Origin of the sequence: Duncaniella freteri (assembly GCF_004766125.1) — a bacterium.
Lineage (GTDB): Bacteria > Bacteroidota > Bacteroidia > Bacteroidales > Muribaculaceae > Duncaniella > Duncaniella freteri.
Map to the genome: position 1 here is coordinate 1,678,020 of NZ_SJSA01000001.1, position 22,281 is coordinate 1,700,300.

The window sequence follows — 22,281 nt, forward strand, 5'->3', positions numbered from 1 at the left end:
AAGTTTAATCGCTGGTATATAGATAATTGGTAATTTCGGGCATTAAAAGTTTAATTTAGTTTCAGTACTGAAATTTAATGTCCATGAATCTATCTGCAAGTATATCCTCATCGTTGGCGGCTGTAGCATTATTGATGCTGTGTGGCTGTGCCGAGGAATCGTTGACCAATCCGTTTCATGCAGTTGTTGCCCAGGATGGGAGTGGTGACTTCCTTACAGTTCAGGAAGCTGTTAATGCCGCGCCCGACAGCCTCACCTCGCCATATCTCATCTTTATAAAGAATGGCTCTTACGAGGAGAATGTCGTGGTGCCTGAATCGAAACCTTACATTCATCTGATAGGTCAGGACAAGGAGCAGACCATCATACATTACAAGCTTAATGTCGGTTCCGAACCGGAGAATAAGGATGAGGAGTATTGGAAATATTCTGTGCACAACCCCGAATCTCCTGCCCATCCGTTCGAGGAGTCAGGCTCGGTGGTATTGGTGAAGGCTCCATACTTCTATACTGAAAACATATCGTATGTGAACGATTACGGTGTGTCGGCTCAGACAGGTCCTCAGGCATTGGCTATGAAAACCAGGGCTGACTGTGCGGCGTTCAATAACTGCATATTCCGATCGTTTCAGGACACATGGATGACTTCAACCAAGGATGAACACCGTCATTATGTGAACAACTGTTGGATAGAGGGTGCTGTTGACTATCTGTATGGAGGGGGTGATGTGTTGGTGGAGAACACAACATTCTATAATGTCCGCAGTGGCTCGGTTATTGTGGCACCATGCCATACCAAAGCGAAATATGGCTATGTGATGCGCAATTGCGTGGTTGACGGCAACAATGCGGCTGCTGACGGCACTACTCTTTTGGGGCGGCCCTGGCACAACAGTCCGCAAGCACGTTTCGTGAACACTGTGATGCGTATTCCTGTGGCTCCTGAGGGGTGGACCAATATGGGGGCGATTCCAGGTATTTTTGCCGAATTCGGCAGTAGGGATTCTCTCGGACGGCCCATTGACCTTTCTTCACGTAAGACAATATATAACTACACATCCCGTGAGGGTGAGAATATAACAGGAGAATCACGAACATCCATTACCGAGAATGAGGCTTCCGCGCTGACATATGCCAATATGATTCCCGGTGAGGATGGATGGGACCCCAGAGGTATGATGTCGAAGCTTCCTGTACCTGCCAATATCAGAGTAGATGATGTGACTGTAAGTTGGGATGCAGTCAATGATGCCCGCGGTTATATCGTGTATGACGGAGATGAGGTGGCAGGGTTTACTACAGGTAACCGCTGCACATTGAGCCGGGTCCCGGAGGGTGGTGTGAAAGTGCAGGCGGTCAATGCCTACGGCTCACTCGGGAACGTGTAGAAATGAAAATATAATAAGTTAATTCCCTTATTCTAATAACCACTTATAGTATGAGAACCAATCAAAAAACTTTTATCCGACTGTTTTGCTTGGTCATGGCTATGCTGTTTTCCAGGGCTGTCTATGCCCAGGTCAGCACAGTGACAGGCACAGTGACCGATCCGCAGCAAGAACCGCTCACTGGGGTCGTTGTAACTGAAAAAGGCAATCCTGCCAACGGTGTCATCACTGACATTGATGGAAAATACTCAATTAAAGTGCCGGCGCAAGGTACGCTTGTGTTCACCTATACCGGTTTTACAGGTCAGGACATAGATGTGGCAGGTCGTTCACTTATTGATGTTACAATGAGTGAAGATCTTCAGAGTCTTGAGGAGGTAGTTGTGATCGGTTATGGCACAATGAGGCGCAAGGATCTTACAGGAGCGGTGGCTTCTGTAAAAGGAGACGACCTTGTAGCCAATCCTGTATCCAATGTGGCGCAGGCTCTTCAAGGACGTCTTCCTGGTGTCAATGTAGTGTCGCAGGACGGCCGTCCCGGAGCCTCGGTATCGGTGCGTGTGCGCGGAGGCGGCTCAATCACCCAAAGCAATGAGCCTCTTTATGTTGTTGACGGTTTTCCTGTGGGTAATATCGACAACATTGCAGCCTCCGAGATAGAGTCGATAGATGTGCTCAAGGATGCTGCTTCTACAGCTATCTATGGTGCGCGCGGTGCCAACGGTGTAATCCTTGTTACCACCAAGGGTGGACAGGAAGGAAAGGCAAAAGTCACTTATGAAGGCTATGTGCAGTTCAAGAATGTCGCTAAAAAACAGGATGTTCTCTCAGCCCAGGAGTATGTGCTTGATAACTGGAGCTACGCTACCACTCGTGGCTCAGGTCCTAAGGAGGCTGTTGAAAAATACTTCGGTCTCGGATCGAAATATGGTAACCACTATGCTGAATATGCCAATGTCGCTGCCCATCAGTATGACAATGACATCCTGCGCACAGGATTCTCTCACAATCATAACCTGAATATCACCGGTGGATCGGAGAATACCAGGATGGCGTTCAACATCGGTTATATCGATGACGAAGGTATCCGCATCAATTCCGACTACGACCGTTTCACCACCTCTCTCAAGATCCAGCAGAAATTATTCAGCAACCTCACATTCAATGCCGAGGCTCGCTATGATGAATCTACACTCAACGGCGCCGGAGCCCGTTACACCTCAGGGGCTTATCATTATAAGCCTATAGACAATCCCCTCGGAGGGGTATCGGCTTCCGAGATTTCAGGTCTTGGTTTCGGTATAAAGAACATTGATGACTCACATAATCCTGTTGAGCTGATAAATGATATAACAAGCGAGACTTTCTATCGCAATTTCCGTGGCAACGCAGCTCTGACATGGGAGATTATCTCCGGACTTACAGCCCGCTCGGAAATAGCTATGACACGCGGCTCATCCAGGAACACTTACTATGAGAACGGATACACCAATGGTGACAAACGTGCCAATATCTCACGTGGGACATCCAAGGGGCTTCGTTGGGTCACCACAGCCAATTATATGTTTGATGTGAAGGATATCCATTCATTCAATATTCTTGCCGGTTACGAGCTTCTCAGAAGCGAGAACGAATCGATGTATGCTGAAGGCCGCGGATTCCCTGACACGTTTGACTATGATCACGCTATTGCAATGATGCACACAGCTACTTACAATAGCTCGTTCTACAATACGTTCGGAGTTCCTGACCGCACTGTGTCATGGTTCGGACGTTTCAACTACACACTTCTTGACCGTTATCTCTTCACCGCAACATTCCGTGCCGACGGTTCTTCAAAGTTCGCGCCCAACAACCGCTGGGGTTATTTCCCCGCAGTGGCAGCAGGATGGCGCATCTCGGAGGAGAATTTCATGGAGGGTACTCGTGACTGGCTGTCCAATCTTAAATTGCGTCTGTCATGGGGTGAGTCCGGAAGCGACAATATCAATTCCAATCTGTGGCGCGAGACATGGTCAAGTTCTACCAACAACAAGCTTCCTATCAATGGCGAGTTCGGTCCGTTCTATCGTCCTGACGGTCTGAAAGCTAATCCCGATCTTAAATGGGAGACCACTGTGTCACGCAACCTTGGTGTAGACTTCGGTTTCCTCAACAGCCGTATCAACGGTGCTGTGGAAGTGTACTGGAACACTACAAAGGATCTGCTTATGCTCGTTCCGGTTGACAATACTTCCGGATACTCCCATCAGTATCAGAACTTCGGGCAGATTTCCAATCGTGGTGTGGAGATATCAGTCAATGCTGACATCTACCGCAACAAGGATTTCCGCTTCAGTGCAGGTGCCATATACAATTACAACCGCAATAACCTCGACAAGATGCAGAATGCCGACCAGTACATCTACTCCTCCTACTGGGGATCGTCGGCTCAGACTCCAGCTATGGACTGGATGCTTGCAGTGGACCAGCCTATAGGCATTGTCCGCGGTTATATTGCCGACGGATTCTATACGACAGCTGATTTCAATTACTCCGACGGCACATACACACTTAAGGATGGTGTCCCTGATCTGACAAAGGACATCACCGCAACTTATATGCATCCGTTCACTCTCCCCAATGGTCAGGTGGCATTCCCAGGAGCACCCAAATTCAGGGACACGGACGATAACGGAAAGATCGATGCTAAAGATGCTGTGAATCTCGGGGAGGTGCGTCCTCGCCACACAGGCAGCTTCCATCTTGATTTCGGCTACAAGGGATGGGATCTCTCCGCCAACTTCAATTGGACTTACGGAGGCAAGGTCTACAATGCAAATGCCATGATGGATGCTTCTGGAAATGAGTATGATGGTCTCACACGTCAGTATGGTGCATGGCGAGCTGACTGCTATAGGGTTTATGACGTTGACAAATCCGGTGAGCTTTATGCCGTGACCGAGCCTGGAGCTCTCAATGCTCTCAACGCCAATGCCTCCTCCGCACTTCCATATCATCAGAGCGGCATTGTGTCGTCCGAGTTCCTTGAGGATGGTTCATACCTTCGACTCCAGACCCTCACACTTGGATATACATTGCCTCAGCAGCTGACCAGGAAAGCGCATATATCCAATTTCCGTCTTTATGTGACAGCAGGCAATCTCTTTACCATCACAGGTTATAGCGGACTTGATCCTGAAGTCAATACCAATACGGCAGGTACAGTTGGTTTCGGCAGCAATATTCGTAATTTCCCGATGTTCAACATGGATTACGGCACTTACCCTCGTGCCCGCACATGGACCATCGGTGCATCACTGTCATTCTAATCGAATAAACCTTAAACAATAATAATACGATACCATAATATGAACAAGTTTCTAAATATAGCACTCGTTTCAGCTTTTGCACTTTGTGCCACTGGCTGCGAGGACTACCTCGACACCAACTCGCCGAGTATTTCCGACCGCGAGTTTGTATTCTCAAGCGAGGAGTCGGCACGCGGTGCCCTCAATTATGGCTACGAACTGCTTCGTGCCAATCGTAACATCCATTCCGTGGGTATCTATTGGAGCCCTATATGGGGATCTGACATGGAGGGATTGCAGGATGCTTATTCTGATGGTGATACCGGACAGCAGGAGAAGGGGTTCTATCCTACAGGCACTTCGGCTGTCAATATCAACGGTCTGCAAGGATGGGAAGTGTTTGGCGATCTTTATAAGACAATAGGTGTGTGCAATGCGCTTATTGACAGTTTCGAGTCTCTTCCTAATTTTAATGAACTGATGAGCGGCGAGCCAAATTCCCTTTCTGACATCTACGGTCAGTCAGTGGCTCTTCGTGCCACATGCTATTTTGAGCTATGCCGCTATTACGGCGATGTTCCTATGGTGGAGCATGCCGGAGAGAGTGCCAAAGGGATAAAATCACGTTTCGCTATCTATGACTGGTGCGTCAGCAAACTTAAGTATGTTGAACCTCACATGTACAGGGTGGGGGAGAACGGTGTGCGTGCCGATGTGATGAACCGCAATTATGTGCAGGGTCTCATCGGGCGTATAGCTCTTTTCAATTCCGGATATTGTACCCGCCGCACCGATCTTGACGCCGGATTCTATGTTGATGGCGACGGCGAAGTGCTTTCCTTTGATGACCTTTGTGTTGAGGATACCCAGAATAAGGCCGTGTATGGCCGACGTGCCGACTGGCGCAATATTCTTGAAGAGGCTCGTCCTTACCTTGAGGCTTGCGCACAGCAGCCCGGAGGTATTCAGTTCTATCTTTCCGATCCGCGTGGCACGGATTCTCAGGGACGTGTCTACAATTGTCCTTCACAGTATATGTTCAATCAGATGCATAAGGACAATTCGATCGATATAGCTGACGAGAGTGTGTATGAGATACCTTTCATGTACAATGGTGGTGCTGACCGTCCCGGTTATATAGGTCGTGCGGCTCCTCAGGGTGGAAATTACGGTGCTCCGTGTGCGGCTTGCGGACAGAATCGCATACAGCCTCATGTCTATTACGGATGGTTTGATCCGGATGATGCCCGCCGAGACGCTTCATGTTGTGTGACCGGCAGTAATGGCGGTGCGGAAGTGTTGCTGACATTCGACTGCGGAGCCTGGGGCAGCCAGGGTATCACTTGCAACAAGTGGGACTGGAACCGTATGAAGAAACCTGACACCGCTACATATGGCAACTCGGCAATCAATGTAAGCTATATGCGTATGGCTGATGTGTATCTGATGCTTGCTGAGGTGTATGCCGCTCTCGGACAGGACGGTCAGGCAAAGACCTGGCTTCAGAAAGTTCACAACCGTAACTTCCCAGGTGGTGTTGACAGCAAGCTCGATGCCTGGATTGCCGCCTGTGGCAATGAGTTTAAGTCCACAGAATGGAGTGCCATGTACAAGGCTGTTATCAAGGAGCGTGCCTTGGAGTTTGTAGGGGAGGGTGTTCGTCGCTTCGACCTTATCCGCACCGGATTTCTTCCTGAAGCAGCTGTGAACAACCGCCGTGACATGACCAAGGTTCTACAGGATATCCAGAGCAAGGGATATGCCGAGTTTGAAAATGGCAATCAGCTGCCTGCCTATGTATGGGTAAAGACTGTGGATAGCCGTGCTATGAATGGCTATCGCCTTACTGCCGGCACTCCTGCCGGTCAGGAAGATGATCCGGTGCTTTATCCCGGATGGCGTGGTGTGCATGATGATTGGGACGGAGTTCTTGGATCGTTTGGCTACAGCCTCGTCAACAAGACTCTCACCAACGTCGCTATAAAGGGTCTTTTTGAGTATGTCGCTCCGGGGTCCTCTCAGGCTCAGGCTTGGGAAGCGGAAGGATATGTCATGACCAACTGGGGGATCGATCTGATCAAGGATGAGAAGAACTGGGAGACTCACGCCTATAAGGTACTTGCAGGTATTACGGATGCCGATTATCAGGCACGCAAGTCACCTGTCACTGTGCGTCCGTTCAGATATCAGGATCTTCTGAACTCAGGCATGACCAACGGTTATGGTTTCCGTCAGGAATAATAGAACTTGGTGAAATAAGGTTAATATATCAAAATATAAGGTATATTTAGGGAGATATGGGTCCGATGTGATTTCGGACCCATATTTTTGTGTAATATGCTGTGATATACCTGGAATTTTGCTAATTTTGTAAATCAGTAATATAATAGTTGTACCATGAAAAGATTTATTGCATATTTCTCCATTGCCGCATTGGCTTTTGGAGCATCGGCACAGTCTAAAAAGTCGGACGTGCCACACTCTTCCAGATATGAGATCGAGAGGGACATGCCCACATTTCTTGACCGGATACATGAGGAGCTGACCTATCCTCTGGCATGGGGAAACAGTGATATCAAGGACTACTGTGTCTGGAACCGGACAGCAAGGGATAAAGTGATAGAGCTGATGCTCACGCCTCCCAAGCATTCCTCTTCGTGGGCTCCTGAGGTTGTGGCAGAGGAGAAGCGCGACGGTTACACAGCCCAGAAGGTGGCATTCAATCTTACTGACTATTCTCGTGTCGAGGCTTATGTGCTCACTCCCGACGGAGATGGCCCTTTCCCAGCCTTGGTGGCTCTTCATGACCATGGCGGACACTACACTATAGGAAAGGAGAAGATGATACGTCCGTTTGAGGTTGATGCTTGGGTGTACGATGATGCCGACAAGTGGGCCGACAATCTTTATGAGGGTCAGTATCTTGGTGACTATCTTGCGAAGAACGGTTATGTGGTTATTTCTGTGGATGCCCTGTTCTGGGGTGACCGTGGGCGCAAGGAGGGCCCTGACGGGAGCAAGCATGCCAATATTGCAGGTAATTTCCAGATGCTCGGACGCAACATGAGTGCGTGGATGAACTTTGAGGATATGTACACCGCCGAGTTCCTTGCCACTCTTCCTAAGGTGGACCCTGAGAGGATAGGTTGCATAGGTTTGTCCATGGGTGCGTATCGTTCCTGGATGCTTGCAGCCCTTTCGCCAATCATTAAAGCCGGTGTGGCTGTGTGCTGGATGACTACTACCGACATCCAGCTGTCCTGGGAGTATGGCAGGGAGAAGGGTGGTTTTGCCAACTGTCTTCTCGGTGTTCGCAACTATCTCGATTATCCGCATGTAGCCTCGCTTGCCTGTCCGAAGCCTATGTTTTTCCTTAATGGAGAGACCGACAAGCTATTTCCGACTGTAGCCGTTAACAAGGCGTTCGGCGAGATGCGCAAGGTGTGGGAGAGTCAGGGTGCTTCCGACAATCTACGCACAGAGATATGGGACATAGGTCATCAGTGTCATAAGAAGGAGCAGTCGGAATGCCTTAAATTTCTTGACAAGCATTTGAAATAATAATAATAATATATCATAGAATGAATAAATATCTGCTTTTGCTCCTGTTGCCATTCGTTACATTCGTTTCATACGGTGTAAATGGTTCGGATCAGGACTTGAAACTATGGTATGACCGGCCTGCCGACTATTGGGTTGAGGCATTGCCTCTTGGCAATGGTCATCTCGGTGCGATGATGTATGGGATAGCATCGCGAGACACTGTTCAGATCAATGAGGACACATTCTGGTCCGGAAGCCCTTATAATAACTATAATCCCAAAGCCAAAGGAAAGCTAAAGGAGATACAGTCGCTTATCGACCGAGGTGAGTATGCCGAGGCTCAGAAACTGTCGATGGCTAATATCACTGCTGACAGGAGTGTTACGGCTCACGGTATGATATATGAGTCGATAGGCAATCTCATACTTGATTTTCCGGGTGTGGAGCGTATTCCGGATAATTATCGCCGTGAACTTGACCTTGGAAGTGCCGTTGCCAAAGTGACATACACTGTGGGCGGTGTGGATTATACACGTGAGATGTTCACATCTCTTACCGACGATCTGATCATAATACGCATTACTGCCTCAAAACCTGGCAAGGTGACGTTTGCCACATCATTCACAGGCCCTTTAAAGAAGAACAGGACCGTGGCAGTGACCGAGGTGGTGGATGGCACTGACAATATGCTTAGGGTGAGTTGTGCTCATGCCCGAGAGGCGGAGGAGAACATCCCTAACAGGCTGCATGCTACTGCAATAATTAAAGTTATGGCTGACGGCGGAACGGTTACGCCTGATGATGAGTCAGGACGCATATCGGTCAATGGTGCGGATTCAGCGACAATATATGTCTCGGCTGCAACTAATTTTAAAAATTATAGAGACATTTCAGGCGATAGCGAAGAAAAGGCTATGTCGGCTATCAAGAGATTCGACAAGGATTACGCTACAGCCAAAAGTGATCATGTGGCGAAGTATCGCGGACAGTTCGGGAGAGTGAGCCTCGATCTCGGTTCCAATCATGAGCAGGAGGCTAAGCCTACGGATGTGCGTATACGAGAATTCTCTACGGTTCATGATCCGTCGCTTGCCGCCATGTATTTCCAGTTCGGACGTTATCTTCTTATAAGCAGTTCCCAGCCTGGCACACAGCCTGCTAATCTACAGGGCATATGGAATCCGAGTGCCGGTCAGTATCCTGCCTGGGACAGCAAGTACACGACAAACATTAATGTGGAGATGAACTATTGGCCAGCCGAGGTCACCAATCTTAGCGAATGTCATGAACCGTTTCTACAGATGGTAAGGGATGTGAGTGTGACAGGCAAGGAGTCTGCGTCTGAGATGTATGGGGCGCGCGGATGGACGCTTCATCATAACACCGATCTGTGGCGTTCCACCGGAGCGGTTGACTATGCATCGTGCAGTGTGTGGCCCACATGTAATGCATGGTTTGCCTCGCATCTGTGGGAGCGTTATCTTTATACAGGCGACAAGGGATATCTTGCCGGAGTATATCCGATATTGAAGTCCGCTTGCGAATTCTATCAGGATTTCCTTGTCAGGGATACTGCTTCGGGATATATGGTAGTGTCGCCATCCAATTCTCCGGAGAATCATCCTGGACTCGGATCGTATGTCGATGACAATGGTAAGAAACAGAATGTGGCCCAGTTCAGCGGTGTGACGATGGATAATCAGATGGTGTATGATCTGCTCAGCAACACCATACACGCTGCTCGTGAATTGGGCATGGATAAGGAATTTGCCTCAGAACTTGATGACCTAAGGATGCAGCTTCCGCCGATGCATGTCGGAAAGTACGGTCAATTGCAGGAGTGGCTCAAGGACTGGGACCGAGAGACGAGTGGTCACCGTCATGTGTCTCATCTGTGGGGGCTTTTTCCTGGCAATCAGATATCTCCATACTCCCATCCCCAGTTGTTTCAGGCTGCAAAGAAGTCCCTGACAGGCAGAGGTGATGCGAGCCGTGGATGGTCGATGGGATGGAAGGTGTGCCTTTGGGCGAGACTGCTTGACGGAAATCATGCTCACACACTGATATCGAATCAGCTCAAACTGATGGACCCGAATGTGACAATCAAGTCGCAGGACGGCGGTACTTATGCCAATATGTTTGATGCTCATCCTCCGTTTCAGATCGATGGTAATTTCGGATGTACGGCAGGTATAGCCGAGATGCTTGTTCAGAGTCACGATGGGGCTGTTCACCTGCTTCCCGCTCTTCCTGATGTGTGGTCAAAGGGTGAAGTCAAAGGGCTGAAGGCTCGTGGCGGGTTTGAGATCGCTGATATGAAGTGGAGCGATGGCAAACTCTCGTCGGTGACTATAAAATCAACTCTCGGAGGCAATCTGCGACTCCGTTCTTCTGTATCTCTCTATGATTCGGATGGTAAGCGGCTTATACGAGCCAAAGGGGTCAACCCCAATCCATTCAATAGTGTGTATATGATATCCGCACCGGTGATAAGTAATCCCGATAAGATACCGGCATTGAATCTGCCAGCAACTAATCTTTATGATGTCCCTACTGAGATTGGAGCCGAATATACATTCATTGCCAGATAGGTGATGGGTCATCCGGATATATTGGATATGTTTGTTCCAATTAAGAGGATTTATGTAGAAATTTAATAATGGAAAGTATGGCGGAGCATGCTTCACTATACTTTCCATTAATAGTCATGCCTTCTTATTATTTTAATTGGCATTCAGTCGGATTGTTCTAAGGTTTCTGTGACATTTGTTGATTTCTTTGGAGAATAATTTAAAATTATTGCAATTTATTAACATAAATGTTGTATCTTTGCGGTCGGATGTATTGTGGTATTGCAATTATAACACTTAATATATTAACCTTAAATTTTAACAATGAGAAACGAGAAATCTCTACAAATCAGAGGTTCCCGAAGTGAATTTTGTTATCACTTTGGGCGTGTCTGCTTCTCGGTGATTTTTGTTCTGATAGCCTTAATGGTATCGGCACAGGATAAGACCGTCAGCGGAACAGTGATTGATGAAACAGGCGAACCGGTCATCGGAGCGACTGTCATGGTAAAAGGGAGCAAGGTCGGGATAGCTACCGATATTGACGGTAAATATACCCTAAATACCCCCCCCACAGTGTTTTAACTATTAGTTATGTAGGCTATGTCACACAGGAAATTCCTGTTGATGGTCGTAGCGTGATTGATGTGACCCTCAAAGAGAGTCGTGAGATGCTCGATGAGGTGGTGGTAGTAGGATATGGTACTGTAAAGAAACGAGATCTCACAGGTGCTGTAGCATCGGTCAAGAGCGGAGATCTGACTATGACACCTGTAGCGAGTGCTACTGAGGCACTTGAAGGCCGAGTGGCTGGTCTTGATATTACACGAGAGTCAGGACAGGCGGGATCGGGCACAAAGATTCTGCTTCGCGGTAATCGCTCCCTTACAGCAGGTCAGGACCCGCTTTTTGTGATCGACGGTATTCCCGGATCAATTGATAATCTCAATCCTAACGACATTCAGTCGATCGACATTCTTAAGGATGCCTCCTCGACAGCCATCTATGGTTCAGCCGGTGCCAACGGTGTGATCATGATCACTACCAAGCAGGCTGAGGAAGGTAAGGTGCAGGTGGATCTTGACACTTATTTTGGATGGAACGGTTTTGCCAAGTATCCCAAGGCTCTCAGCGGTGACGCTTGGCTTGACTATCTCAAGGAAGGATATTATGCCACAACCGGAAATCAGGCTTCCGATCTTACACAGCTCTTCAACGGCTATGGCTATAATGCCGATGTGATCAGACCCTATGTTGAGCAGGGCAAATGGATCGATTGGGTCGACGAGACTCTCCAGACCGGTACTCAACAGAACTATTCAGTGTCAATCAGAGGTGGCAATGAGCGTTTCAAAGGTAATTTCTCCTTAGGCTATAATCGTACTGAAGGTATATACCGTGACGATAAGTCGGATCTTTATACCTCTCGTTTCGGTATGGATCTCAAGATCAATAAGTGGCTGACTGCAGGAATGCAGGGCGGATTGACTTTCCGTGATGTTGACAATCGTTCCACACGTCTTAACCGTACATTCAGTTATGTTCCGGTGGGAGATGTGTACGATGCTGAAGGAAATATCAACATTTATCCTGTGGATGGTCTGCAGGATCAGGTGAGCCTCTTGGCTGATGAACGTGAGGGCGTGTACAAAAAGAATTCCAAGACATTTGCCTTCACTGCCAATCCATATCTTGATGTAACTATTCTACCCGAGATGCTCACATTCCGTACGATCCTCGGCACATCGGTGAGCAGCAGCCGTACCGGTGAATTCAAAAGCAATGATACATTCATGATGCTTACAGGATCGGAGACGGCAATACGCAAGGCTTCTCTCGATCCCACCCTCAGCTACAATTATACTTGGGAGAATATACTCAATTTCCGTAAATCCTGGAACAACACCCATAATCTTGGGCTGACTCTTATCACCTCGTGGGCTTATAATCAGAAGGAGAAACATACTGCCTACAATGAAGGCTTCCTTTATGACAAGTTCCTTTGGTATTCGCTGTCATCAGGCACCAATCCTTCCGTATCCTCCTCTTACACTCAGACCAAACGTATGTCCTATGCGGCCCGTGTCAACTATGACTATCTCGGACGCTACCTGTTCACAGCTTCCGTTCGTCAGGACGGTGTGTCACAGCTTTATAACCATTGGGACACATTTCCTGCTGCAGCATTGGCATGGCGCATATCCGATGAGCCTTTCATGGAATCGACACGCAACTGGCTCAACAACCTGAAACTTCGCGTGGGATATGGTGTGTCAGGCAATCCTAATGTCGATGCTTATGTGTCACGTACAGAGGTTACGTCAAATGGTCTTGATAATATCAATTTCGGTTCGGGTCCCATCACGTCTAGTGTGCTTTCGCAGGCCGTAGGTAATGTGGAGATGGGATGGGAGAAATCCTATAACTGGAATATCGGTGTTGATTTCGGCATAATCAATAACCGTATCGACGGTGCGTTGGAATTCTATGATACCGATACCAAGGACGTGCTGTATTCGCGTAATCTGCCATCGACAGGAGGATTATTCAAACCGAAGAATCCGTATAAGATGGTATGCAATGTAGCTCGTATGCGCAATACTGGTTTTGAAATGACTATCAACAGCCGTAATATTGTCACAAAGGATTTCCAGTGGACAACGACCCTGACATTCGCAGCTAACAAGGAGCGAGTTAAATCCATTGATCTTGGCAGTGGTACTACTGTAGATAATCTCGTGTCGCTCGGACTGTTTATGGACAATCCCAAGGACATGATCTATAACTACCGTAAACTCGGTATATGGCAGAAGGGTGAAGAGGCTGATGCAGCTGTGTTCGGGCTTCTTCCCGGTGACTCAAAAGTGAATACCAGGCTCGTAAAGGTGAGCGACGGACTTTGGACTCTCACTGAAGAGGATGGTACTGTGACCGAGTACACTGCCGAGAATCCTTATCAGATCGGAGAAAAGGACAAGGAGCTTATCGGTCATAAGTCACCGTCATGGACAGCAGGTCTAAACAACTCGTTCTACTATAAGGGATTCGATCTGAATGTGTTTATCACAGCGCGTTGGGGACAGACTGTTCAGAGCCCGATTCTCGGATATTTCGGTCGAGTTGCAATGCCTGATTTTTATGATTATTGGACAGAAAGCAATCCAACCAATGATTTCCCTCGTCCGTATATGTCACGCTCCACAAGCCATTCAGCATCCAATCTCGGACTTGGTATTGTGGATGGTTCCTACTGGAAAATAAAGACTATCTCTCTTGGATACACACTCCCGAAGAATGTGCTTGATAAGGCAGGCATGAGTCGTTGCCGCTTCTATGGCACTATAAGTAATCCGTTTGTGTTTGCAAAGGATAAACTTCTACGAGATGTTGATCCGGAGACTGGCGGAACAGACGGATTTCCGCTTTACAAGCAGATAGTGTTTGGTATAAACCTCTCATTCTAAAATTTATAGCTTAGAAATTCAATATGAAAAATATATTTAGAAAAACATTGGCGGTAGTGCTCTGCGCCGGCATGTTCACCGGATGCAGTCTTGACGAATGGAATCCGTCGACTGTCGACGTGGAGACGGCTTATGCCGAGCGTCCTGGGTTTGAGAGCCTGATCAATTATTGCTATGACGGTTACTACTACCTGTATGGTAAGATTGACGGTATTGGTGCCATGGAGCTTGGTACGGATCTTTGGATAAGCGAATCATTTGAGAGCGGTTTCACACAGTATAACTCGAATATGAATACCCAATTGGGCACTCTTAAGACTCTTTGGGAGGGATTCTATTCTACAATAAACTATGCGAACACTGCGATATATTATGCCTCATCTGTGACAGGCTATGCTTCTCAGGATGAACTTTATGCAAAACTTGCAGAGGCTTATTTTTTCCGTGGATGGGCTAACTGGCATCTTGTGGAGCAGTTTGGCGGAGTGGTGCTCAACACCACGTCTTCGGCTGTGACCGGTATAAACAACAGTCCTGTAAGAAGTTCGGAGAGTGATTTCTACGATCTTATCATAAGTGACCTGAATTTTGCTAAGGATCATCTCCCTTATTCCCAGGGAGATGATCGTGGTCGTGTCAGCAAGAAGGCTGCCTTGGCAATGCTTGCCAAGGTGTATCTACAACGGACCCGACTTAAAGAGGCTAATGCGGAAGAGTATGCACGTCTGGCTCTACAGACAGCTGAAGAACTGATAAATAATGCTTCAAAATACAATTGCGCTCTTTACACTAGTGATGCCGATAAGTCAGGTTATGCTAAGCTTTGGGATGGTGAGAACAACAAGAATAACACAGAGTTCCTTTTCATCGAAGCTATTGACCATGAAGGTGACAAGAATCCTGAGGGAAACAACCGTGGACGTACACGCCAGTATTATGAGATGCGTTTACAGAATTATATCGCGTGGGGTCTTGCCGAGAAGAATTGTGCATGGTACGGTCGTTCCAACAGTATCGGCATCAAGCCGACGAAGTATCTTCTGACCACTGTGTTTGAACCTGTCAGGGATCCTGCCGATACTCGTTTTGCCAACACCTTCTTTACCGAGTATTATAATTCATCCTGGGCTGATAAGAAGATTTCCCAGTCCATGATTGATCAGTTTGGCAAGGACGCCTCTCTGCTTCAACATGTGATCAAGAATACAGCCGGAACATATAAGCCCGGTGAGGTGTACTATGGCGGACGTACTGTGTTCTATCAGAACAATTCTTCCGGCAACTGCAATATGGTGGACGAGAATGGTGACGGATGGCTTGACGGAATTTCCGTGCTGACCCCTAACTATACTATGTCGGCGGCAGAGAAAGCTATGCTTCCGTTTGTGTGTGTTGATCCGTCCGATATGTTTACTGCTGACGGAAAATGGGTGACAGAGACCACCGATCCTGTTTTAGGCTCCATATATAAGAACACTTATCCGTCAATGAATAAGTTTTCGTCCATTAAGTGGATAAAGGACAATCAGAAGTGGGAGGGTGATGTCCCTGTGATACGTCTCGGAGAGATATATCTTGTGGCAGCCGAGGCTGCACTCCGCGCAAGCAATGACCAAGCTAAAGCTCTAAAATACGTACAGCCTCTACGTGACCGTGCTGCTGTGACAGGACGTCAGGCTGAGATGAAGGTCAATCAGGTTGATATGACCATCGATTTCATCCTTCAGGAGCGTGCGCGCGAACTTGCTGGTGAACAGGTGCGCTGGTATGACCTGAAGCGTTGTGGCAAGCTCACAAAGAGTTTCTTTGCCGCCACCAATCCTGACATCCTTTTCTTTGATGAGGCAAAGCACATTGTTCGCCCGATACCTCAGAGCTTCCTTGATGCTATCGCCAATCCTAATGAATTTGGTACCAATGGATATTAAATATGTATGATATGCCGGATTCTCAGTGTTTGCATTGAGAATCCGATTCTCTAAGTTGATGAGACGGGATCTGCGTGAGCAGGTCCCGTCTTTTTTATGTGATGTCTCAGCCTTATTTACTGGGGAAAAGTCCGCCCCAAGGATAGCTGCCAGGTTTCATGGTGACATGTGTTCCATTGGGGGCACGCATGCGTATCACTCCGGGGGCTATCTCGTCAGTGATGGTGAATGTGTCCCATCCCAATTTCTGTAATGAGGCATAGGCTGTGGCACCCCCTTCGATTATGAGTTCGCGCGGAGTGTGGATATCTGTAAGGCCACGCACTGTTTCAGCCATTGTCTCGCGTAGATATATTGCGCTCTCTTTCCCGATGCGATGACGGTCGCGGATTGCAAGTATCATGGAATGGGATATGGAGTATTTGCCAGAGAGCTCTTTGATCCATTTGTCAGGGGTTGAGGTCCCTTCGTAAAGGTCGGTGGGCATATGGAACGTATCTACGCTGCAGTCGATAGGGCGGCTCTGTGTGCTGCCACATATTATAAGAGCGTCATGAAGATTGATGTCAGGTCGTTTTTGAGCGACAGTGTTGCACCGGCAATGCTTCTTAAGAAATGCAGTGAACAGATCGGCGGCTCCCGCAAGAAGTGTATAGCCGTCGGCATTGTCTACTTCCTTATTTATGTCTTCTTCGCTCACAGCGTCGGCAAACAGCACTTTTTTCATTCCGGCATCTGGAAACCGCGTGGTAAGAACTGAAGAGAGTGCCGGAAATTCAGGGTCGAAAGAAAAGTCTGTCTCATCAAGAGGTGTCCCGCTGATATAATATACGCCGTCACGAATGATTCTTCCTTTTGATGGATTGGCAGGTATGTATAGTGCTTGTATGTATTGGGAACATCTCAGCAATGCTTCCAGTTCTGCAACTACGTGCCCTCTGAGAGCGGAATCGGTTTTCTTGAATATGTGTTCCACAGAATTCATATCCGCCAGTGCGACAGCAGTTTTAGCGGACACTTCAGCAGCCTCGGTTTCGGTCATGGAGCGGGTGTCGGTCGCAATGACTGACACATCGCATGGTGGAAGATCCTTAGGATTGGTCGACATGCTTACAGAGAGACCGAGACGGTGGGCTATGCCCGCCATCTCGGCTGCTCCTGTGATGTCGTCGGCTATAACGGCAATCATTATTCTTTGATTCCTAAGCGGTATTTTGCCATCCGTGTGGCATAATCGATGCTGAGCACCATCGCATCATCGCTTGCTATACCTTTGCCGGCTACGTCGAATGCGGTGCCGTGGTCCACGCTGACACGGATTATCGGGAGTCCGAGGGTGATGTTGACACCGTTTGCGCTCTCCATCTTTCCGGTCTCCTTGTTCCAGTTGAAAGCACATACTTTCAGTGGGATATGCCCTTGGTCATGATACATTGCCACGCAGCCGTCATATTTCCCGCATTTGGCTTTTGCAAAGATCGAATCCGGCGGCACCGGACCGTCGACATTGAATCCGCGGGCGTTCAGTTCTTCGATAGCCGGAATTATCTCAAGGGCTTCTTCGTCACCAAACATGCCGTTCTCGCTGCTGTGGGGATTGAGTCCGGCAATGCCTATATGCGGATTCTCGATGCCGAATTGACGGCACGCGTCGGCAATCAGTTCGGTGACTTCAATGATGCGGGCTTTCTTCACGAGGTCGCATGCTTTGCGCAGAGGCACATGGGTGGATACGTGTATCACCCGTATGTTCTCATCGGCAAGCATCATTGCATACTTCTTGGTGCCGGTGAATGTGGCGTATATCTCAGTGTGGCCGTCAAAGTGGTGTCCGGCAAGGTTAAGAGCCTCCTTGTTGAGCGGAGCTGTGACAGTCCCGTCCACCTCATTATCCATGGCAAGCTCGATGGCTTTTTTTATGCTTACGAATGCGGCGTTGCCACATTGTGCCTGTACCTCTCCGAATCGGAATGTGCTCATGTCTACACAATGCAGGTCGTAGACATCGATTGTGCCATGTTCAAATTTTGCGTCGGAAATGCGTCCCACTGCATTGATTTTGAAATCATAGCCGAGACGGCTCACAGCCTCCTGCATCACTGCTGCATCGCCTGTGACTATCGGACGGCATTTCTCGTAAGTGTCCTTATGGCTGAGGGCACGCACCACAATCTCAGGGCCGATTCCGGCAGGATCGCCCATGGTGACAGCTAAGATCGGTTTCATATCAGTAAAGAGAGTTGTAGATGTCCCTTGCATCCTGTTCTGTGACTTCACGAGGGTTGTTTTTGAGCAGACGTTGAACCTCCATTGCAGCTTTTGCCATGCCGTCGACCGCGCTCTGAGGGATGTTGAGGTCTGAGAGTTTCTGTGGGATGCCGACAGCCTTTGACAGTTCGCATATGAAGTCTACACCATTCTGTGCGGTCTCATTGTCGTCCTTTCCGACAGGTGCGCCACAGGCTATAGCCACTTCGGCATACTTACGGAGATTGGCAGAACGATTGAATTTCATGACCGATGGGAGCAGTATTGCATTCGATAGTCCATGAGGTATATGGAACTCACCTCCCAAGGGATAGCTGAGGGCATGTACCGCTGCTGTATTGACAGGACCGAGCACCAGTCCGCCGTAGAGAGAGCCGAGGGCGAGAGCCTCGCGAGCCTCTATGTCGCTGCCGTCCTTGACCGCACGCAACAGATTGGCTGCTATCAGTCTTATGCCTTGAAGAGCGTAGATGTCCACCGCAGGGTGAGCAAACTTATTGGTGTAAGCCTCAATGCAGTGTGTCAGAGCATCCATGCCTGTATCGGCTGTTACCTTGGAAGGCACGGTCATTGTGAGCATTGGGTCGACATAAGCAGTGTCGGCAAGCAGGTAAGGGCTTACTATTCCTTTCTTGAGTTTGTCGCGTTCGTCAAGAAGGATGGCATTGGGTGACACTTCGCTCCCAGTTCCGGCTGTGGTGGGGAGACATGCGAGCCACAGTCCTTTCTTCTTGATGAATCCTGTGCCGAAGCAATCTTCAGCCTTCTGATCGCTGTCGATGAATGCTGCTACAAGTTTGGCGATATCGAGCACCGATCCTCCTCCTATGCCGGCTACACTGTCGGCTCGGAATTCACGAGCGATACTGAGTATGGTGTTGAAGTCGTTGAGAGTCGGCTCGGCAAGGATATTTTGGAACACTTCGACGTTTACGCCATTGTCTTTCAGCTGTTTGATAGCCGGTTCAATCAGAGGGAGTATCGGGGGGGCTGTAAGGATGAAAAGGCGTCTGTGTCCGAGTGAAAGATAGTCGTCGACAAATGTCTGTATGCAGCCTGAACCGAATACGGTTTTCTGTGGCTGCAAGATTGTGATTGGTTTCATTTATAGACTGTTATTTTAAATCAAAAACTTGACAGATATCAGGCTGGTTCGATATCCATTTGCTTTTCTTTTCTCTTGTCTTCAAGATAACCGTATATGGTCAGTTCCTTCTCGGCAAGCGGGGCTGCGAACAGGAAGCTTGCCATATAACCTACCACAAGCACTATAAGATGGCTGTAAACACCAAGCATATATTTGTGCTGTGTGAAATTCCAGGAGCCGAGGTCAAGGATAGTCTCTTTGATACCTGTTCCGTGAAGGTCGAGTTTGGTGGAGGTCAGGACTGCGTAGGCGGTGAATAGCACCGATGCTGCTATGCCTATGTATAGTCCCTGTTTGTTGGCACGGCGGCTGAACAGTCCGAGAAGGAATATTCCCACAATGCCGGCCGAGAATATGGCATACAGTGAGAACAGTGCGCCCAGTACACCCTCTCCTCCCCATGAGATATAGAGGAGGGCCACTCCGACGGCTCCTGCACCAGACAGCACTACCATAATGCGTCCGAAACGGAGCTGTTGGCGATCAGTGCTTGATTTTTTGAAGCGCACGTAGTAGTCCTGTACAGCTATGGCAGAAAGACAGTTCAGGTCTGTGTCGAGGCTTGATATGGCAGCTGCGGCAAGTGCGGCTATTATAAGTCCACGTATGCCTACCGGGAGCTGGTTGCTGATGAAATAAGGGAACACTTCGTCGGCTTTCAGTCCGTCGGGCAGGCCAGGGGCTCCGGATGTGTGATAATACGCAAACAGGCATGTGCCTATGAACATAAACATGGTCCAGATGGGGACACTCATCATAACTCCTATATAGGCCGCTTTCTTGGCATCCCGGTCGTTTTTGGCAGCAAGATAACGCTGTACGATGGTCTGGTCCGTACCGTATTTTTGCAGTGCGTAGAATATACCGTTAAGAGCCATGACTATGAATGTGAGCTGAGTGAAATCCCAGTCATAAGGACCAACATCAATCTTGTTGTACTCACCGGCTATGCGCAACACTTCTGAAGGGCCTCCTTCGGGAAGAAACAGTAACAATATCACGCATATCACACCTCCGCCTATAAGCAGGCCTCCTTGGGCGACATCCATCCATACTATGGCTTCCATGCCACCCAGGAGTGTAAGGATGATGATTGTGATGCCCAGCACTATCACTATGGCGTAGATGTTGAAATCAAGAAATGTCGCCAATGCCATAGACACGAGAAAGAATACTGTGCCTGCCTTGGAGAAATGTCCCAGAGTGAAAGCGAACGAGCTGTACATGCGGGCAAAAAGTCCGAATCGCCGTTCGAAATACTCATAGGTGGAAAGCTTCACCACTTTGCGGAACAATGGCACTATGACCCCTATGAGTGCCAGCAGCACCAGAGGCACCATGAGTCCCTGGACAAGAAGTATCCAGTTGCCGGCATAAGCGGCTCCCGGATATGCAAGGAATGTCACGCTTGATATCAGAGTGGCGAATATCGACATGCCTACAGCCCATGCCGGAATTTTACCGCCGGCTGCAAAGTAAGTGCTTGTGTCTTTCTGCCTGTGGGCGAAATATACCCCTACCCCGATTGCCGATGCAATCGAAGCAAAGACTATGAGGTAGTCTATCCAATGTATATCATTCATAGTCTTGACTTGATGGATTGCTCTTCTTCAGCTGAAAGACGTGTGAGAGGCATGAGCATCCATGGCTCGCAGAGACCTTTGGTCTGCATCATCACCTTGAGAGCGGTGAGTGACTGTCCCAGTGTGCGCCCTGCCTGATAGATTTTTGCTATCTCGTTGGTCTCGTCCTGTAGGCGGTTGGCGGTGGTCATGTCTCCGTCCGATGCGGCGCGGTACAGGTCGTTGAACATTTCAGGTACGTAATTGCCTGTGCTCGGAACTATTCCGTCACCACCTATCGACAGCGAGTAGGCTGACTGTGCCGCCCATCCGCAGAAGTAAGCGAAATCCTCTCGGTCCCGGGATATGGCGATGCACTGCTGCATACGCTCCAGATCGCGTTCGGAATCCTTCAGCCCGACAATATTCGGATGGTCGGCAAGACGTTTCACAACCTCGACCGGTATGGTCATGTGGGTTGTTGCCAGTATGTTGTAAAGCATGAGGGGGCCTGTGATGGAATTGGCAAGAGTCTTGTAGTATCCATACATCTGTTCGTCAGTCAAGGCATAGTAGGAAGGGAGTGTGGCTACAATCACGTCGGCTCCCGCTTTGGTGTATGCCTCTGCCTGTCTTAACTGTTCGGCAAAGCAGTTGCCTGTGAGCCCGGCATAGATCAGTATTCGTCCTTTAGAGGCCTTTACGGCGGTCTCTACCATTAGCAGTCCGTCGGATGCTGATACACTGTTGCCTTCACCTGTGGTGCCCATTAGGAGCGGTGCCACATTGTTCTGTGCGAAAAACTCGATTATTCGTTCTATAGCCGGAACATCCAGCATGCCATCCTCTGTGACAGGTGTGACCATAGGCACCACCACGCCACGATATTTGCAATTCTTCATTTTATGGTTGTTTTAGATTTAAAGTCCCAATACATTTTACTTTCCTGCAAAGGTACGAAAAATATGCCTATAACACAGATATTCCAATGTATAAAAAACAGCAATACGCATATTATTGCTAACAGAAATACTTCATACAGAATTGAGTAATTATGAAAACAGCTTTAAATTCTATTGATTTTCCGTATCTACTAATACATATGGACACATACATTAACC

General features: G+C 48.4%; 13 protein-coding genes. 8 read left to right on the top strand and 5 right to left on the bottom strand.

Translation table 11 applies throughout. The features are described 5' to 3' along the window. The first annotated feature begins 83 nt into the window (after window positions 1–83). The 8 genes from EZ315_RS07185 to EZ315_RS07220 all read left to right on the top strand — a co-directional run bounded on the left by EZ315_RS07185 (window position 84) and on the right by EZ315_RS07220 (window position 16,183). Window positions 84–1,388, top strand: coding sequence for a pectinesterase family protein (locus EZ315_RS07185; protein ID WP_242452531.1), 1,305 nt, complete (start codon window positions 84–86; stop codon window positions 1,386–1,388). Window positions 1,389–1,483: 95 nt separating this feature from the next. Further along, the gene (locus EZ315_RS07190) at window positions 1,484–4,699 is read left to right on the top strand and encodes a SusC/RagA family TonB-linked outer membrane protein (protein ID WP_242452532.1); all 3,216 of its coding nucleotides are present in this window, start codon (window positions 1,484–1,486) and stop codon (window positions 4,697–4,699) included. 39 nt (window positions 4,700–4,738) lie between these two features. Then, window positions 4,739–6,919 (top strand): RagB/SusD family nutrient uptake outer membrane protein, encoded by a 2,181-nt coding sequence (locus EZ315_RS07195; RefSeq protein WP_135471482.1) that lies wholly within the window; start codon window positions 4,739–4,741, stop codon window positions 6,917–6,919. A 156-nt stretch (window positions 6,920–7,075) separates the two neighbouring features. Further along, complete coding sequence (locus EZ315_RS07200) at window positions 7,076–8,239, top strand: dienelactone hydrolase family protein (RefSeq protein ID WP_135471483.1); 1,164 nt, start codon at window positions 7,076–7,078, stop codon at window positions 8,237–8,239. 20 nt (window positions 8,240–8,259) lie between these two features. Next, the gene (locus tag EZ315_RS07205) at window positions 8,260–10,812 is read left to right on the top strand and encodes a glycoside hydrolase family 95 protein (protein WP_135471484.1); all 2,553 of its coding nucleotides are present in this window, start codon (window positions 8,260–8,262) and stop codon (window positions 10,810–10,812) included. 303 nt (window positions 10,813–11,115) lie between these two features. Then, window positions 11,116–11,376 (top strand): carboxypeptidase-like regulatory domain-containing protein, encoded by a 261-nt coding sequence (locus tag EZ315_RS07210; RefSeq protein WP_135471485.1) that lies wholly within the window; start codon window positions 11,116–11,118, stop codon window positions 11,374–11,376. A gap of 32 nt (window positions 11,377–11,408) precedes the next feature. Beyond that, entirely contained in the window at window positions 11,409–14,255 is a 2,847-nt protein-coding gene (locus EZ315_RS07215) for a SusC/RagA family TonB-linked outer membrane protein (RefSeq protein ID WP_242452568.1), read from the top strand. 23 nt (window positions 14,256–14,278) lie between these two features. Then, window positions 14,279–16,183, top strand: a complete 1,905-nt coding sequence (locus tag EZ315_RS07220; RefSeq protein WP_135471487.1) for a RagB/SusD family nutrient uptake outer membrane protein — start codon at window positions 14,279–14,281, stop codon at window positions 16,181–16,183. A 112-nt stretch (window positions 16,184–16,295) separates the two neighbouring features. On the opposite strand, the gene EZ315_RS07225 is transcribed toward EZ315_RS07220, so the two are convergent. From EZ315_RS07225 to EZ315_RS07245, 5 genes are read right to left on the bottom strand one after another with little or no spacing between them, the layout of a single operon-like run. Beyond that, window positions 16,296–17,372, bottom strand: coding sequence for a four-carbon acid sugar kinase family protein (locus EZ315_RS07225; RefSeq protein ID WP_135471488.1), 1,077 nt, complete (start codon window positions 17,370–17,372; stop codon window positions 16,296–16,298). Next, the gene (pdxA, locus tag EZ315_RS07230; protein WP_135471489.1) at window positions 17,372–18,409 is read right to left on the bottom strand and encodes a 4-hydroxythreonine-4-phosphate dehydrogenase PdxA; all 1,038 of its coding nucleotides are present in this window, start codon (window positions 18,407–18,409) and stop codon (window positions 17,372–17,374) included. The genes EZ315_RS07225 and pdxA overlap by 1 nt, the downstream gene beginning before the upstream one ends. Window position 18,410: 1 nt before the next feature. Further along, complete coding sequence (locus EZ315_RS07235) at window positions 18,411–19,556, bottom strand: iron-containing alcohol dehydrogenase (protein WP_135471490.1); 1,146 nt, start codon at window positions 19,554–19,556, stop codon at window positions 18,411–18,413. A 38-nt stretch (window positions 19,557–19,594) separates the two neighbouring features. Continuing rightward, complete coding sequence (locus tag EZ315_RS07240; RefSeq protein ID WP_135471491.1) at window positions 19,595–21,181, bottom strand: sodium:solute symporter family protein; 1,587 nt, start codon at window positions 21,179–21,181, stop codon at window positions 19,595–19,597. Continuing rightward, entirely contained in the window at window positions 21,178–22,062 is an 885-nt protein-coding gene (locus EZ315_RS07245) for a dihydrodipicolinate synthase family protein (protein ID WP_135471492.1), read from the bottom strand. Before EZ315_RS07245 ends, EZ315_RS07240 begins: the two co-directional genes overlap by 4 nt. Window positions 22,063–22,281: the final 219 nt, after the last annotated feature.